Source organism: Stenotrophomonas sp. ZAC14D2_NAIMI4_6 (genome assembly GCF_003086875.1).
Lineage (GTDB): Bacteria > Pseudomonadota > Gammaproteobacteria > Xanthomonadales > Xanthomonadaceae > Stenotrophomonas.
This window is the reverse complement of sequence record NZ_CP025996.1, coordinates 3,609,759-3,628,075: the sequence shown is the minus strand read 5'-3', so window position 1 is coordinate 3,628,075 and position 18,317 is coordinate 3,609,759. Positions and strand designations below refer to the sequence as shown.

The 18,317-nt window shown below is 70.5% G+C and carries 3 protein-coding genes; all 3 read left to right on the top strand.

Features of this window, described 5'->3' with window-relative positions; translation table 11 throughout:
* Positions 1 to 9: 9 nt before the first annotated feature.
* Positions 10 to 609 carry an ECF-type sigma factor gene (locus tag C1933_RS16505; protein WP_108754125.1) on the top strand — a complete coding sequence of 200 codons (600 nt, stop codon included), beginning with the start codon at positions 10 to 12 and terminating at the stop codon, positions 607 to 609.
* An 8-nt stretch (positions 610 to 617) separates the two neighbouring features.
* Positions 618 to 3,434, top strand: a complete 2,817-nt coding sequence (locus tag C1933_RS16500) for a serine/threonine-protein kinase (protein WP_108754124.1) — start codon at positions 618 to 620, stop codon at positions 3,432 to 3,434.
* A 148-nt stretch (positions 3,435 to 3,582) separates the two neighbouring features.
* Positions 3,583 to 18,264 (top strand): ESPR-type extended signal peptide-containing protein, encoded by a 14,682-nt coding sequence (locus C1933_RS16495; protein WP_108754123.1) that lies wholly within the window; start codon positions 3,583 to 3,585, stop codon positions 18,262 to 18,264.
* Positions 18,265 to 18,317: the final 53 nt, after the last annotated feature.

Here is an 18,317-nt window from a genome sequence, read left to right as displayed (position 1 = left end):
GAAAGGACGATGGCCACGGTGTTCACCGAGGAGCCGGCGCGGCCGGCGGCCGATGCCACGGTACTGCTGCAGCGCTGGCGGCGCGGCGACGCGGCCGCGCTGGATGCACTGATGGAACTGCTGTACGGCACGCTGCGGGCGATGGCGGCGGCGCGCGTATCTGCGCGCGGCGGTGATCGCACCCTGCGCCCCACTGCATTGGTGAACGAAGCGCTGCTGCGCCTGCTCGACAGCCGTGCCGACCCGCAGGACCGCCAGCACTTCCTGGCACTGGCCGCGCTGAAGATGCGCGGCGTGGTGGCCGACCATGCGCGCGCGCTGGGCGCGGTCAAGCGCGGTGGCGGCCAGGTTGCGCTGACCCTGTCGGCGGTCGATCACGAAGCGCTGCCGGCGATGACCCTGCAGCAGGATCTGTTCGCGCTGGACCAGGCGTTGCTGCAACTGGAAACCCAGGACCCGCGCGCGGCCCGCGCGGTGCAGTGCATGTACTTCGCCGGCATGGACCGTGAGGCCATCGCCGAAGTGCTGGAGATTTCCGTGCCCACGGTCGACCGTGACCTGCGCTTTGCCCGTGCCTGGCTCAACAGCCAGCTGGGCAGCGCGGCCTGAGCACGGCCATGCCGCAGGCCGCGCACTGGGGGCAACTGCGTGAACTGTTCGATGCGGTGTGTGAGCTGCCGCGGGAACAGTGGGGCCCGGCATTGGCGGCGCGCAGCAGCGATGCCGCGTTGATTGCCGAGGTCACCCGGCTGCTGCACGCACAGACCGATGAGCTGATGCGGGTGCGTGCGCCGCTGGAGCGGCTGGCCGAAGACATCGCGCGGCCGGAAGTGCAGGTGGGCGATTGCCTGGGCCCGTGGCGGCTGACCGCACTGCTGGCCGAAGGCGGCATGGGTGCGGTGTTCAGCGCCGAACGTGCCGATGCCCTGTACCGCCGCACGGTGGCGGTGAAGGTGCTGCCCAGCCCGATGGCACCAGCGCTGCGCGCGCACCTGCTGGCCGAGCAGCAGATCCTGGCCGACCTGCAGCACCCGGGCGTGGCGCGCCTGTACGACGCAGGCGAAACGCCGTCGGGTAACCCATACCTGGTGATGGAGCACGTGGCCGGCCTGCCGCTTGACCGCTATCTGCAGGCGCACGCGCCGCCGCTGCGGCAACGTCTGGCGCTGTTCGTGCAGATCTGCCGCATCGTGCAGTTCGCCCACGCACAGCTGGTGGTGCACTGTGACCTGAAGCCGTCCAACGTGCTGGTGGATGACCAGGGCCGGCCGGTGCTGCTGGATTTCGGCGTGGCGCGACTGCTGGGGCAACCGGCCGACGAGTCGGCCGATGACGGTCTGCCACGTTATGTCACCCCCGCCTACGCCAGCCCCGAGTTGCTGGGCGGCCAGCGCGTGGGCGTGGCCAGCGATGTGTTCAGCCTGGGTGCCATGCTGGCGGAAATCAGCTGTGGGCAACGCGTGCTGCGCCCGCTGCAGGCCGAGCCCGTTGCGGTGCCTCTGCCCAGCGCGCTGGCCCGCACGGCACGCGAACGGCGCGCGCTGCGCGGCCCGTTGGATGCGATCGTGGCGCGGGCCTGCGCGATGGTGCCCGAACAACGCTACGCCACCGTGGAAGCGCTGGCCGACGATGTGGCGCGCTATCTGGCATTCCGCCCGGTGCGCGCCGGGCACAGCGGCGCACTGCAGCAGACGCGGCTGTTCCTGCGCCGCAACTGGCGCAGCAGCGTGGCCGCCGCCGGCGTGGTGCTGGTGGTGGCAGGGCTGCTGGTCCGGCTGGACATGGCCGGGCGCGAATCGGCGCGCAACGCCGATATCGCCAACCGCACCAGCGATTTCCTGGTGGCGTCCTTCGATGTGCTGGACCCGGGCACCCGCGGCGGTGCGGCCACCTCGGAACTGAGTGCGCGCGAACTGCTGGACCAGAGCGTACGCCGCCTGCATGCCACGCCCACGATGCAGCCAGTGCTGCGTGCGCGGCTGCAGGTGGTGCTGGGCCGTGCCTACATGAACCTGGGCCAGCCGCAGCAGGCCGAGCCGCTGTTGCAGCAGGGCGCACAGGCGCTGGCGGCGGCCGGCCCGGCCGACCTGCGCGATGCGGCGCTGGCCTATGCCGACCTGGCCACCCTGCAGGACCAGGCGCGGCAGCGCGACGCGGCCGCGCGCAGCGCCAGCCAGGCCGCTGCGCTGCTGGCCTCTGCCACGGCGCCCGATGCGCTGGCACGCGCGCGGGTACTGGCCGTGCAGGCGCAGGTGCGCAGCCGCAGCGCAGGCGGCAGCCAACCGGCGGTGGCCATGTTCACCCAGGCGCTGGGCATGCTGGATGACCAACACACCCTGGACGCGCGCCGGGTGCGTTCCAGCCTTCGCCGGCAGCTTGCCAGCGTGCAGGCCGCGACCGGTGCATTGCTGGCTGCCGAACAGACCCTGCGTGCGGCCATCAATGACGACGGTGGCGCCGATGGTGAAGGCATCGATTACCAGAAGGATCTGCAGCTGCTGTCGCAGGTGCTGTTCGACCAGGGCCGCATCGATCCGGCGCTGCAGGTGATGGAACGCAACCTGGAACTGACCCGGCACATCTACGGTGAACAGAGCAGCTTCACTGCCAGCGCCGAAAGCGCACTGGCCGGGCAGTATCTGGATCTTGGCCGCTACGAAAGCTCTGACCGCCACTTCCGCCACAGCCTGCAGATCAGCGCGGCCATCGACGGCGTGGACAGTTTCGCCTACGCCCGCAAGCTGTTTGCGCACGGCATCATGAAGGAAGCCTACGGCGATACGGCGGCGGCCGAGGCGCTGTACCGGCAGGCGCTGGACCGCCACCAGCGCTTGCTGGGTGCCGACCAGGGCGAAACGCTGGACGTGGAAATGGTGCTGGCGCGGCTGCTGATGCGGGTGGGCCAGCTGCAGGCATCCGACGCGCTGCTGCAGCGCGTGGGCCGGGTCTGGCGGCGCCAGTCCGACCCGGGCAGCCCGGACCGGCAGTCACTGCGCCTGGTGGAAATCGAGTGGATGACCCGCAGTGGCAACCTGGTGGCCGCACGCACCGCGCTGGATGCGTTCCGCGCGCAGCATCCTTCACCGTCGTCGTCGCTGGCGCTGCGCCAGACCATGCAGGAGGCCCTGTTGGCCCAGCGCAGCGGCGCGGCCGATGCGGCCGAACGTGCCGGGGAAGTCGTGCGCGAGTTCTCGCGGCTGTACGGCGCCGATTCGGTGGCCACGGCCAAATGGCGCATTCCCTACGCCGAAACCCTGACCGACGCGGGCCACATCGCGCAGGCGCGCGCGGAGGTGAAGCGGGCCCAGCCCCGCCTGGGCGAAATCTACGCGGGGTCTGAGTTCAATACGCGCATGCATACGCTGGCCCAGCGCTGGACCCAGGGCACGACGGCTGTCACCGCGCCGCCGGTCGGCGAGAGCGCTGCCCCCTGACGACCCCCTGTTCACAAACGAAAGTATGAATCGTTCATAATTTTCGCAATTTTGTGTGATGGGAATCCCGTTTCTTTTCCGGTTGCTCTGGTGAGACCCCGCGTATGCCCCGCGGTCGGGTCGCTTTCACTCGCCTCCGGATGCTCCCATGAACAAGATCTACAAGCTGGTTTTCAACGCTGCGCTCGGCGTTGTCCAGGTCGTTTCCGAAATCGCCCGCAAGCCCGGCCGCCTGTCGGCAGGTGGCGCTGCCGTCGGCCTGCGCCGCGACGTGCTGGCCATGACGCTGGCGTTGGGTCTGGGGCTGCTGCCGGGGCTTGCGCTGGCGGCCAACTATTCGATCCGCAACCCGGATGGCAGCTATTCCACGGTCGACCTGATCCTGACCAGCGAAGTGGCCGGCGAAACCAATGACGATGGCGATGTGATCGCCTCGCGCAAGGTGGGTGTGATCGCTACCGATGGCAGCAACGATTACCTGGTGCGCGACATCAAGGGCTTGGGCAGCAGTGTGCTGATCGCCAGTTCCGGCACCGGCGTGGAAACCGACGGTGACGGCCAGGCGCAGTCGGTGACGGTGGTGGGCTACCGGCTGGCCGGCAGCCCCGGCACCACCACCCGCGATGTGGTGTTCAACAGCAGCAGCGGCCGCTGGGAAAACAGCAACGGCGATGCAGTGACCATCCTGGCCATGGTCTATGGCAGCACGTCCACCGACGACGAGGGCAACCTGACGGTGACCGAGAACGGCACCGTGGACGTGGCCACGCGCATGCTGGCCGACGGCGATGGCCCCGACCCCACCGACAGCTACGGCAGCGGCACGCTGGTGAAGGTGACGCGGGTGGGCAGCAAGGGCAGCAAGGGCCGCACCGGTGCCCTGTTCGTACCGGCCAAGGCCGGTGGCAATGGCGGCCGCGGGCCCGACATCACCCTGGGCCCGGGCCAGGATTCCAAGCTGCAGATCAACGACACGGTCACCATCAGCAATGGCAACCCCGGCATCCTGATCACCAGCACCGGCGGCAATGGTGGCAACGGCGGCAGCATCTACCTGTCCACCTCCAAGGCCAAGCCCGGCGGTGATGGTGGCTCGGGCGGCAACGTGGATGTCACCGTGGCCGGTTCGGGCAAGATCATCACCACGGCGTCCGGCGGCACGCCGGCGCCGGGCATCGCAGTGCAAAGCCGCTCCGGCCAGGGCGGCGATGGTGGCAATTCCTACGCCGGTGGTGGCGCCGGCGGTGGCGGTGGCACCAAGCAGGGCGGTGACGTGTCACTGACCACTTCGGTGAACGTGGAAACCCATGGTGCCGATTCGGCCGCGCTGCTGGTGCAGTCGCTGGGCGGCGGTGGTGGCAGCGGCGGCAACTCCTATGGCCTGTTCCCGACGGCGGGCGCCAGCGGTGGTGCCGGTGGCCACGGCGGCAAGGTGACGGTGAACAACAGCGGCACGCTGGTGACCGACGGCGCCGGTTCGGCGGGCATCAACGCGCAATCGATCGGTGGCACCGGCGGCAACGGCGGCACCACCGTGGCGCTGGTGGTGCTGGGCAGCGACAGCAGTTCGATTGGTGGCAACGGCGGCGCGGTGGAGGTGTTCAACAGCGGGGCGATCAGCACCGGCGGCACGGGTTCCGATGGCATTTCCGCGCAGTCGATCGGTGGCGGCGGCGGCCGCGCCGGCACCCAGATCGGCCTGGTTACCCTGGGTGGCAGCAGTGGCGCCGGCGGCAATGGCGGTGCCGTGGCGGTCGACAACGACGGCAACATCACCACCCGTGGCGCCGATGCCAACGGCATCCTGGCGCAGTCGATCGGCGGCGGCGGTGGCAAGGCGGGGTTGAGTGCGGCCCTGGCCGCACTGGGATCGTCCGGTGGCGATGCCGGTACCGGCGGCACCGTGCGCGTGGACAACAGCGGGCGCATCCTGACCCTGGGCGAGCGCGCGATGGGCATCCTGGCGCAATCCATTGGTGGTGGTGGCGGCACCGGCGGCAGCAGCCTGGGCGTGTTCGCGCTGGGCGGCGATGGCGGCAAGGGCGGCAATGCCGGCGATGTCAGCGTGACCCATAGCGGCAGCATCGAAACCCACGGCACGTCCGCCGATGGCATCCTGGCGCAGTCCATTGGTGGCGGTGGCGGCAACGGTGGCGGCGCCAGCGCGGTGGCACCGTTCATTGCGTTTGCCTTCGGTGGCAGTGGTGACAACGGCGGCACCGCCGGCAAGGTCTCCACCACGCTCGTGGATGGCGGCAGCATCCTGACCCAGGGCAGCAACGCGGCCGGCGTGCGCCTGCAGTCGATCGGCGGCGGCGGTGGCAACGGCGGCAGCGCTACCGCGGTGTCGGTGGGCGTGGTCGTGCCGATCAGCCTCAGTGCTTCCTACGGCGGTTCCGGCGCGGCGGGCGGCAATGGCGGCGTGGTGGAACTGCAGGGCAACGCCGATGTCACCACCCATGGCAACAACGCCGATGGCCTGTACCTGGCCTCGATTGGTGGCGGTGGCGGCAGCGGTGGCAACGCGCTCGGTGTTGCATTGACCGGCGGCAACGCCTTCGCGGTGAGTTTGAACAGCAGCAAGGGCGGCAGCGGTGCCGGTGGCGGCGACGGCGGCACGGTCACCGTCGACAGCGGCGGCACGCGCGGTTCGATCTGGACCGCGGGCGATTTTTCCAACGGGCTGGTGGCGCAGAGCGTCGGCGGCGGTGGCGGCTCCGGTGGTGATGCCATCGGCGTGACCGGTGCGGCCAGCGGCGGTATTTCGCTCACCGTGTCGTCCACCCTGGGCGGTACCGGCGGTGCCGGCGGCAAAGGCGGTGATGTCGATGTCACCTACAGCGGGGACATCACCACCGGCGGCACCAGCACGCTCAACACCGAAGCCAGCGGGCAGGGGGCAGTGGGTGCGCTGATCCAGTCCGTGGGTGGCGGCGGTGGCAGTGGTGGCAGCGTGGTGTCGGTGGCTGCCGGCCTGGGCGCTACCGCCATCAACATCGGCCAGAGCCTGGGCGGCAGCGGCGGTGATGGTGGCAACGGTGGCCGCGTGGATGCCGTACTGGACAGCAGCATCTGGACCGGCGGCGACGATGCGGTGGGTGCGCTGATCCAATCGGTGGGCGGCGGTGGCGGCAACAGCGGCAACAAGATCGACGTGGGCGTGGCGGTGGCGGGCGGCACCGCGCAGTTGTCGCTGGGCATCGGCGCGACCGGCCTGAGCAGCACCGGCGGCAACGGCAGCAACGGCGGCATCGTCACTGGCGACTACCGCGGTGAAGTGACCACGCTGGGGCAGCGCGCCAGTGGCGTGGTGATGCAGTCGATCGGCGGCGGTGGCGGCAACGGTGGCTTCACCGTGGATGCTGATGTGTCGGTGAGCGCAGCGCTTTCGCTGCAGGGCACGCTGTCCATCGGCGCATCCGGGGGCGAAGGCGGCAATGGTGGCGCGGTCACCGGTGCGGTGGATGCCACGGTGATCACCGCCGGCGACCAGGCCACCGGCGTGCTGCTGCAGTCGGTGGGCGGTGGCGGTGGCAGCGGTGGCTTCGATGTGGCCGTGGGCCTGCAGACCGCGGTGATTTCCGGTGCCACTGTCGGCGCCACCATGGGGCTGGGCGGTGACGGTGGCGACGGCGGTGATGGCGGCGCGGTCAGTGGCCAGTTCGCCGGCAGCGCATCGACCCTGGGCGCGCAGTCCGATGCCTACGTGGTGCAGTCGCTGGGCGGCGGTGGCGGCAACGGCGGGTTCGCCGTGGCCGGTGGTCTGGCGATCAGCAATGGCGCAGCGGCGCAGGCCGCGATCGGCATCGGCGGCAGTGGTGGCAAGGGCGGCAATGGCAGCAGCGCGCACGCGGAACTGGACGGCCTGCTGCAGACATTCGGCGCACAGTCCAACGGCATGCTGGTGCAGTCGGTGGGCGGTGGCGGCGGCAACGGTGCCTTCAGCGTGGGCGGCGCCCTGACCATCGGCAGCACTGGTGCAGGTTCGGCATCGGTCGGCATCGGTGGCAACGGTGGCGATGGCGGTACCGCGGGCGCGGTCAGCGCCACCTTCAACGACAGCACGGTGTTGACCGAAGGTGTCGGCTCGGGCGGCGTGGTGCTGCAGTCGATCGGCGGCGGCGGTGGCAACGGTGGCTTCAGCGTGGGCGGTGGGGTCACCGTCAGCACGGTGGCGGTAAGTGCGTCGGTGGGCCTGGGCGGCACGGGCGGCTCGGGCGGCGTGGCCGGCAGCGTACGTGCCGATGCCACCGATCTGCAGGTACAGACCCTGGGTGACGGTGCCACCGGCATGCTGCTGCAGTCGGTCGGCGGTGGCGGCGGCAACGGCGGCTTCGTGGTGGCCGGGGGCATCAGTGCCGGTGCGGCAGCCGGCGCGGTGTCGGTCGGTATTGGCGGCAATGGTGGCGATGGCGGGCGCGCCGGCGCGGTGACCGCTGATCTGCGCGGCGGTTCGGTCTACACCGTGGGCGACAACGCCTCGGCGCTGGTGCTGCAGTCCATCGGTGGCGGCGGTGGCAACGGCGGCTTCAACATCAGCGGTTCGCTGGCCGCCGGCATGGGCAGTGGCGCGGTCAGCGTGGGCCTGGGTGGCAACGGTGGCAGCGGCAACACCGGTGGGCGCGTTGTCGGCTACGTCGATCAGGACGTGCAGACCGACGGCGATGATTCCACCGGTGTGCTGGCGCAGTCGGTCGGTGGTGGTGGCGGCAATGGCGGCTTCAACGTGGCCGCCGGCATCAGTGCGTCGTCCAGTGGCGGCGTGGCCGTGTCGGTGGGCCTGGGGGGCAGCGGCGGTACCGGCGGCAACGCGTCCACGGTGCAGCTGGAAAAGCAGGGCAGCGTACTGACCCGTGGTGATCGAGCCGACGCCGTGGTGGCGCAGTCCATTGGCGGCGGTGGCGGCAACGGGGGCTTCAATGTGACCGGCAACCTGGCCGCCAGTGGTGGCGGTGCCGGCAGCGTGTCGGTGGGCCTGGGCGGCACCGGTGGCACCGGCGGTACCGGCGCCGCGGTGGGCCTGACCCAGGTCGGTCGTGTTGCTACCGAAGGCGAGCAGTCGCTGGGTCTGCTGGCGCAGTCGATCGGTGGTGGCGGCGGCAACGGTGGCTTCAACGTCAGTGGTGCACTGACCGCCAGCGGCGGTGCCGGCGGTTCGGTGTCGGTGGGCCTGGGGGGCAGCGGTGGCAACGGCGGCAGCGCCGGCGCGGTGACCGTGGACAGCACCGGCCTGGTGTCCACCGAAGGCGACGGCAGCCATGGCGCACTGGCGCAATCGCTGGGCGGCGGCGGCGGCAACGGCGCCTTCAACATCAGCGGCGGGCTGACTGCCACCGGCAGTGCCGGTGGCTCGGTCACCGTGGGCCTGGGCGGCAACGGCGGCAGCGGGGGCAGCGCCGGCAACGTGCGCGCCACGTTGCAAGCGGCTGCGCCGGACGGCTCGGCCGACGACGGCCGGGTGCTGGCCACGCTGGGCGATGGTGCCTCGGGTCTGGTTGCTCAGTCGATTGGCGGCGGCGGTGGCAACGGTGGCTTCAGCGTGCAGGGCGCGCTGACCGCCAGTGGCGGTACCTCCGGTTCTGTGAGCGTGGGGCTGGGCGGCAACGGCGGTGACGGCGGCAGTGCCGGTTCGGTGGAAGGCAGCACCGTGGGTCTGGTCACCACCGCAGGCAATGACAGCCATGGCGTGCTGCTGCAGTCGCTGGGGGGTGGCGGTGGCAACGGCGGCTTCAACGTGAGTGGCAGCCTGACCGCGACGGCGGGCTCGGGCGGTTCGATCAGCGTGGGGTTGGGCGGCAACGGCGGCCAAGGGGGCTTGGCTGGCAACGTGACCGGCAGTGTGCGCGCGCTGGCGCAGAACGAGGGCTATGCGGTGATCACCGAAGGCGACGACGCCATGGGGGTGGTGGCGCAGTCCATTGGTGGCGGCGGTGGCAACGGCGGCTTCGTGGTCGGTGGCGCGCTGACCGCCTCGGCCGGCAATTCCGGTGCGATCGGCGTGGGTGTGGGCGGGCGTGGTGGCAGCGGCAATACCGCAGGCGATGTGCACGTGGACGTGGAAGGCCATGTGCAGACCGCCGGTGACGGCGCGCAGGGCATCCTGCAGCAGTCCATCGGCGGCGGCGGTGGCAACGGCGGCATGACCATTGCCGGTGCGCTCAACGCGAGTGCATCCAATGGCGGCAGCATCGCCATCGGCGTGGGCGGCAGTGGCGGCAGCGGCGGCGATGGCGGCGTCGTGAGCGGCAGCCTGGTCGGCAACGTGGTGACCGCCGGTAGCGATGCCGGTGCGGTGACCTACCAGAGCCTGGGCGGTGGCGGTGGCAATGGCGGCATGACCATCGCCGGCAGCCTGGCCGCGTCGGGCAACGGCAGCGGCAATGTCAGTGCCAGCATCGGCATCGGGGGCAGCGGCGGCACCGGCGGTACCGGCGGTGACGTGCAGGCCGATCTGGACGGCAGCTTGTCCACGTTGGGGGACGGTGCCTGGGGTGGCCTGTTCCAGTCGATTGGTGGCGGCGGCGGCAATGGCGGCATGACCATTGCCGGCGCGCTGACGGTGGCCGCCTCGGCACAGAACCAGTTGGCGGTGAGCGTGGGTATCGGCGGCAGCGGTGGCAGCGGCGGCACGGCCGGCGATGTGCAGGTGAACCACACCGGCAATGTGAGTACGTCGGGCAACGATGCGCAGGGCATGGTGCTGCAGTCGCTGGGCGGCGGTGGCGGCAATGGTGGGCTGACCGTGAGCGGTGCCGGCGGCATCAACCTGGGCGATGGTTCGCGCAACCTGGCGGTGTCGGTGGGCGTGGGCGGCAACGGCGGCAGCGGTGGCAGCGCCGGCGATGTCAGCGGCACGCTGGAAGGGGACTACTTCACCGCGGGGAATGGATCGACGGCCGTGCTGGCGCAGAGTCTGGGCGGCGGTGGCGGCAACGGTGGCATCACCGTGGCCGGCAGCATCAGCGCCAGCCTGGGCGACAACGGCGTGGCCAGTATCGGCATCGGTGGCACCGGCGGCAGTGGCAATACCGCCGGCGATGTCAGTTTGCTGCGCCAGGGCAGCACCGTGACCGAAGGTGAGCGCGCAGATGCCATCGTCGCGCAGTCCATCGGCGGTGGTGGCGGCAATGGCGGCATGACCATTGCCGGTGCGCTCAGCCTGGGCGACAGCCGCAACGGCAGCGTGGTGGTGGGGGTGGGCGGCAAGGGCGGCAGTGGTGCCACCGCTGGGGATGTGAGCGTGGATGTGCTCGGCACGGTGGCCGCGCTGGGTGGGCTGGGCCAGGTGCTCACGCTCGGCAACGGCAGCGCCTTCCAGGTCGATGCCAGCGATCTGTCCAAGGGTTCCAGCGGCATCGTCGCGCAGTCCATCGGCGGTGGCGGCGGCAATGGTGGCATCAACATCCAGGGCGGCCTGGCAGTCGATCCGACGGCGGTGTTCGGCGGTGGCAGCAGCGGCGGTGGCAGTGGCGGATCGTCCGGCGGCGGCAGCGGCAACAGCTCCACCAGCGTCGGCATCGTGCTGGGCATCGGCGGCAATGGCGGCACCGGTGGCCATGCCGGCAAGGTGGCGGTGAACGTGGGCCCGGAAGACGCCGACACACCGCTGGTGGTCGCCATCGGCGATGAGCAGTCGGCCATCCTGGCGCAATCCATCGGTGGCGGTGGCGGCAACGGTGGCATCAACATCGGCGCAGCGGTCAGCACCGGCAGCAGCATCACCGTGGGCCTGGGCGGCAACGGTGCCGATGCCGGCCGCGGCAACGATGTGCAGGTCGATGCCAGCGCCGATGTGTTCGCCTTCGGCGATCACGCACGCGGCATCCTGGCGCAGTCGATCGGTGGTGGCGGTGGCGCCGGCGGCATCAACATCAGCGCGGCACTCAGCAAGCCCTCGTCGCAGAACAGCGCTTCGCTGGTGGTGGGGCTGGGCGGGTCCGGCGGTACCGGCAACACCAGTGGCGTGGTGGACGTGACCCACATGGGCAGCATCAATGTGGTGGGCAGCCATGCCAGCGCACTGCTGGCGCAGTCGATCGGCGGTGGTGGCGGTGCCGGAGGGCAGAACATCTCCGCCTCGGCCAGCCAGGGCGCGCAGCGCCTGGCAGTGTCGGCCGGCATTGGCGGCGACGGTGCCGAAGGCGGCGATGCCGGTGCGGTGTACGTGCACAGCGGCGGCGGCGACGTGTTCGTCAACGCCAATGGGGCCGACGAGGTGGCGCAGGGCGGCACCGGCATCCTGGCGCAGTCGATCGGCGGCGGTGGCGGTGCGGGCGGTGGCAGCATCAGCGGTCTGTATTCGTCGGCGCAGGTGCCGATCAGCATCGGTATCGGCGGCACCGGTGGCAGCGGCGGCAATGCCGGCGCCGTCAGCGTGCTGCGGGGCGATGCGGCGGCCTGGGGCAGCGGCACGACGCCGGCGCTGAACCTGTTCGTGGGCGGCGACCATGCCACCGGCATCCTGGCGCAGTCCATCGGCGGTGGCGGTGGCAACGGTGGCGGCACCCTGGTGCTGGAAAAGTATTCCGACAGTTCGGGTTCCGGCTCAGGTTCGGGATCGGGCTCGGGCTCGGGCTCGGGTTCCGGCAGCGGTACGGGCACTGGAAACGGCAGCGGCAACCAGCAGCGCACCACGGTGGCAGCCAACCTGCAGATCGGCGGTGGTGGTGCCGGTGCCGGCAGTGGCGCCGCGGTGGAGGTGACCAGCATCGGCAACATCATCACCGATGGCCTGGCGTCGTCGGCCATCGTGGCGCAGTCGATTGGCGGTGGCGGCGGCAATGCCGGCCAGAACGTGCGCAAGGCCAGTGGCCTGGACGATGTGGATGTGGGCCTGAAGGTCGCGCTTGGTGGTGCGGCCGGTGCGGCCGGCACCGGTGGCGATGTGACGGTGCGCAGCCAGGGCAATCTGCTGACCGCGGGTGCATCGGCTTACGCGATCCTGGCGCAGTCGATCGGTGGCGGTGGCGGCAACGCGGCGGTGGACAACACCGGCGATGCCGCGGGCCAGAACAGCCTGGCCTTCACTCTGGGCCGCCAGGGCGGCGAAGGCGGCAGCGCCGGTACGGTGCAGGTTGCGCTGGAACAGGGCGTGCTGCAGACCGCCGGTGCCGGCGCGTCGGCCGTGCTGGCACAGTCCATCGGTGGTGGTGGCGGTACCTCCAGCAGCACGTCGGTGGCCGTGGCGGTGGCCGGGTCCAGTGGCAGTTCGGGCGGCAGCTCGGGCGGCGGCAGCGGCACGGGCGGTGGCACGGGTTCTGGAACTGGCACGGGCACGGGCGGCAGCAGCAACAGCACCGATGAACCCGATGCACTGGCGCTGGATATCAGCCTGGGCGTGGCCGGTGGCAAGGGCGCCGCCGGCGGCGCGGTGGCAGTCAGCAGCGTGGCCGATTCGCAGATCCTGACCAGCGGCGACGACGCGCGCGGCATCGTCGCGCAGTCGGTGGGCGGCGGCGGTGGCACCGGCGGCAGTGCGGCCAGCAAGGGCGGCACCGCTACCGTGGCAGTGAACCTGGCACTGGGCGGTGCCGGCGGTGAAGCCGCCACCGGTGGCCGCGTCGATCTGGACCTGGATGGCGTGATCGAGACCCGTGGCGACCGCGCCGACGGCGTGCTGGCGCAGTCCATCGGCGGTGGTGGTGGCCTGGCGGGTTCGGCTTCGGCGACCTCCACGTTCAAGCAGGGCGGCACGGACGGCGGCCAGGGCAGCGGCAGCACTGGCAGCAACGGCAGTGGCAATGGCAGCAGCACTGGCAGCAGCACTGGCAGCAGCGAAGCAGCCACCAGTGTGGCGCTGAACCTGGCCCTGGGCGGGCAGGGCGGCGACGGTGCGACCGGCGGTGATGTGAGCGTGGCCCACGGTGGCACGGTGATCACCTGGGGCGACGACGCGGTGGGCATCAACGCCCAGTCCGTCGGCGGCGGTGGCGGTGTGGGCGGCCAGAGTTCGGCCAAGGGTGAAGCGTCGGCCAGCAGCGCACTGACCCTGGTGATGGGCAACATCGCGCTGTCCGGCGCGGGCGGCACCGGTGCATCCGGTGGCGCGGTAAGCGTGGAAAACAGCGGTCGCGTACAGACGGCGGGCGCGCGCTCGGTGGGTATCGGCGCGCTGTCGGTCGGTGGCGGCGGCGGCAGTGGCGGGGTGGCATCCAGCGAATCGAAGGTGGACACCGACAAGGACGAGACCGGTTCAACCACGGTGTCGCTGCAGTTGGCGCTGGGCGGCAGTGGTGGGGATGGCGGTGCCGGCGGCGACGTGGCCGTGTTCAACGTGGCCACGGCCGGTAGTGCCGATGCACCGGTGGTATTGACCCTGGGTGACAGCGCACACGGCATTCACGCACGATCGATCGGCGGCGGTGGCGGTGATGCTGCGATGGCGTCGAGCCGCAGCGCGCAGAGCGGGGGCGGCACGGCGGTATCGCTGGACCTGGCATTGGGCGGCAGCGGTGGCACCGGCAACACCGGCGGCAACGTGCAGGTGCGCAACGAGGGCTACGTGATCACCGGCGGTGACACCGCCCATGGCGTGTTCGCGCAGTCCATCGGTGGCGGTGGCGGCAGTGCGGGGGTGACCGTGGCCGACGCGGCCAGTGCCGGTGAAGGCAGCATGGGCCTGGCACTGGCGCTGGGCGGCGAAGGGGGCAGCGGCGCCGCCGCCGGCAACGTGCAGGTGGACAACAGCGGTTGGATCAGCACCGTTGGCGCACGAGCATTCGCGATCTTCGCCCAGTCGGTGGGCGGTGGTGGCGGCGATACCGCACTGACCCTGGCCAACCGCAACGAGGTGGACAGTGGTGATGAGGATGCCGACAGCAGCACGGGCAACAGCAACAACAGCCAGGCGCAGCAGGGCAGTGGCGCGCTGCAGTTGAACCTGGCATTGGGCGGCAGCGCCGGCGACGGCGGTACCGGTGGCAATGTGAGCGTGAGCAACCGGGTGCAGGCCGGCGTGGCCGACAGCGGGGTGATCAGCACCACGGGTGAGGGCGCACACGGCATCTTCGCCCAATCCATCGGCGGCGGCGGCGGCAGCGCGTCGCTCACCGTGGCCAGCGTAGCCAATGCCGTGGAAGGTGCCACGTCGTTGAACCTGGCGCTGGGCGGCCAGGGCGGCAGCGGCAACCGCGCCGGCAGCGTGGAGGTGATCAATGACGGCCTGGTGCAGACCCGTGGCGACGCGGCCTACGGCATCCTGGCGCAATCCATCGGCGGCGGTGGCGGTGATGGCGGCCAGTCGGTGGCCATGACCGCGGCAGCGCTGCAGGGCGGTGCGGTCGATGCCAGTGTGCTGGCCGGTCTGTCCGGTGCAGCGAATCTGTTCGCGGGCGACAGCGGCGACTACTTCATGGCCGTGGGTGGCCACGGCGGTGATGGCGGCGACGGCGGCGATGTGCGGGTGGTCAACAACGGCCGCATCGTGACCTTCGGCGCCGGTGCCGATGGCATCGTGGCGCAGTCGATCGGTGGCGGCGGCGGCAACAGCCGCCTGGGCTTCGGCAGCATCGATGGCGGTGGCGGCCTGTCATTGGCCGGTGTGCTGCTCAGCCAGCTGGGCGGCAGCAACCTGGACGGTGGCGGCAAGGCCGGCACGGTCACCGTGGAAAACAATGGCAGCATCAGCGTGTCGGGTGCCGGTGCGGTGGCCGTGCGCACGCAGGCCATCAACGGTGGCGGCGGCGTGCTCGACCAGACGTTCACCGGTGTGGATCTGTCTGCGGCAGCGGCGGATGCGGGAAGTGGCAGCAGCGCAGCGTCGGGTATCGGCAGCGTGCTGGGCAGCCTGCTGGGCAGCCGGGGTGCCACCAACACCAGCGGCGGTGATGTGGAGGCCGGATCGAAGGGCGACTACGCCATCGCCGGTGACTTCTCGCTGGGCGAACTGACCCAGTCGATTGGTGGCGGTGGTGGCAGCAGCCTGACCCGCCTGCTGGGCGGTACCGACAGCGTCGCGCCGCGTGTGGCGTTCACTGCGGCCAGCGCCGGCAATGGCCTGTCGCAGGCCCTGACGCAGGCGCAGCCGACGGCATCGGCGCTGGTGTTTGCGGCCAGCCTGGGGGCAATCGGCGGCAGCAACAACAACGGTGGTGCACTGCGCCTGAGCCACGACGGCATGATGCTGCTGGAAGGCAGCCAGGGCGTGCTGGCCCTGCACCAGTCCATTGGTGGCGGCGGTGGCGAAAGCCGCGCGCAGCTGGAGGGCGCCGATAGCGCCGTGCAGCTGCAGTTGCAGATGGGCGCCAGCGGCGCGCAGGACAGCCGCGGCGGCGCGCTGGCCTACACGCAGCGCGGCGATGTGGCCGTGGCCGGGCAGGACACGCAGGGGCTGCTGCTGCAGAGCATCGGCGGCGGTGGTGGCGTGGCGCGGGTGAGCCTGGATGCACCGGGTGCGGTGCAGGCGCAGGCGCGATTGGGGGCCGACGGCGGTGCCGGACTGGATGCCGGAGCCGTGGACATGCAAGTGGCCGGCAATGTGCTGGACCTGTCGGCCAATTCGGTCGCCCTGCTGGCGCAGTCGATCGGCGCCGGTGGTGGCATGGCCCTGTTGTCGCAGGGCATCGGCGCCGATGTGCAGTTCGGCGCACGCAATGGCGCGCAGGGCGATGGTGCAGCGGTCAGCATGGATGTGCAGGGCAGTGTGATCACCACCGGCGACAACAGTCTGGGCGTGGTGGCGCAGTCCATTGGTGGCGGCGGTGGTCTGTTGATGCAGTCCGCTGACACCGCCGCCATCGGCCTTTCCGCCGACAATCAGGGCGACGCCGGTACGGTCAGCGTGCAGGTGCAGGGCGATGTGCTGGGCCTGGGCGCGCGCAGCGTGGGTGTGCTGGCGCAATCCATTGCGGGCGGCGGTGGCTGGGTAGCCGGGGTGGGCTCGGCGGCTGCAGGCGGGCAGGGCAGTGCAGGCGCGGTGAGTGTGGCGGTGAGCGGCGATGTGCTGCAGACCGGCACCGATGCGGTGGGCGTGCAGGCCGCCAGCCTGGGCCACGATGGCCGCGGCAACATCGACGTCACCCTGGCCGGTGCCGTGCGCGGTGGCAGTGGAGCCGGTGCGGGCGTGGTGATCGAAGGCGGCGCCGACAACCACATCGTGGTCGAGCGTTCGCTGTCGTCGGTATCCACGCTGGCTGCGTTGGCCGGTGAGGGCAACGACCTGCTGCAGAACCAGGGCAGCCTGTACGGCAACGTCGACCTGGGCAACGGCAGCAACCGGCTGTTGAACGAAGCCGGCGCACGCCTGGTCACCTATGACCGCCTGGCCATCGGCCAGGGCAGTGGCGTGGCCGCGCTGACCAGCGCAACGTCGGGCACGCTGGTGAACCGTGGCGATCTGCATTTCGGCCTGGCCGCACCGCAGTTCCCGATCGATCTGGCCGCCGGCGCGGTGCATGCCAACGTGGATGATGCGGCGGCCGCAGCGGACAACCTGCTGCTGGGCGCACGGGTGATCAGCAAGGTCGCCCTGACCGGCAACTTCGTGCAGGAGAGTAGCGGTGCGCTGCACATGGATGTGGCCTTCGGCTCGCCCGCGTCGGACCGCCTGATCGCCAGTGGTTCGGTTGCGCTGGCCGGCACCGGCTATTTCACCCTGGCGTCGCTGTCGAACGCGAAGTGGTTGCCGATCCTCTCGGCCGCGCAGGGCAGCCGCGATGATGGCTTCCAGATGCAGGACACGCTGGCGCTGACCTTCAAGGCCAGCTATCGCGCCGATGGCGTGCACCTGTCCTACGATCCGCACTTCCAGCAGGCGTGGCTGCGCGACAACCAGAATGCGCTGGCGGCGCACATGAACAGCGCACTGCTGACCGGCAGCAGCGATGGCATTGGTCGCCTGATGGCCCTGCTGGGCAACTACAAGGCCGGTGATGAAGCTGCCTACCGGCAGGTGTTCGACCTGATCAACGCCGATGGCCTGGGCTCTACGCTGTACAACCAGGTGCAGGTGCAGCGCGGCTTCACCGGCAGTCTGTTCGGGTGTAGCCGTACGCTGGAAGACGGCCGCTGCGTGTGGGGCGGCATCAGCAGCTACGATGCGCACCGCGATCGCACCGCTGCCGACCTGCCGATTTCGTTGTCAGGCAGCTACGCACGCTTCGGCATCGATGGCACGCTGCAGGGGCCCTGGTCGATTTCCACCGCGTTCGAGTTCGACCACTTCTCGCAGATCAGCGTGGACGATGGCCAGACCCGCAGCCGCGGTCGTGGCGTGAACCTGGGGGTGGGCTTGGAGCATGATGTCGACAACGTGCAGAGCCGCCTGAGCCTGGCCGCCGGCTGGTCCTGGTATGACACCACGCGGTTGTCGCCGGTGTTCGACGACAACGCACAGGCCACATCGTCACCGCGCACAGGTTACGTGAGCCTGGGCGCAGGCATCGGCACGCGTTTGGGCAGTGGCGGCTGGTCGCTGCAGCCGCGGGTGGATGCGCGCTACACCCTGCTGCACCACGACGGCCTGCGCGAACAGGGCATGGGAGATATCGGCTACCGCGCGGGTGCCCACAACCAGAGTCTGTTCTCGGTGGTGCCCAGCGTGAAGCTGGGTTACGAGCAGGCAGTTGCGAAGAGCCGTTTCGGTGTGTCCACCCAGGTGGCCTACGAAGTGTCCACGCGCACCGCAGTGAACCTGCCGGTGTCGCTGATCGGCGCCAATGCCGATGCCAGCGCCGCTGATATCCAGATTCCGATTGCCAGCCCGGCACTGAACTGGCGTTCGCGCCTGTACTACGGCAACGAGCGGGTGACGGTGGGCATGCAGTACGGCGTGCAGCACGGCAGCCGCGTGGGCGGCGAAGTGTATGGCGTGGACCTGCGCGTGAAGTTCTGAGGTAGTGGCCAACCTTGGTTGGCCGCCTTTCGCGGAAGTGCCAACCAAGGTTG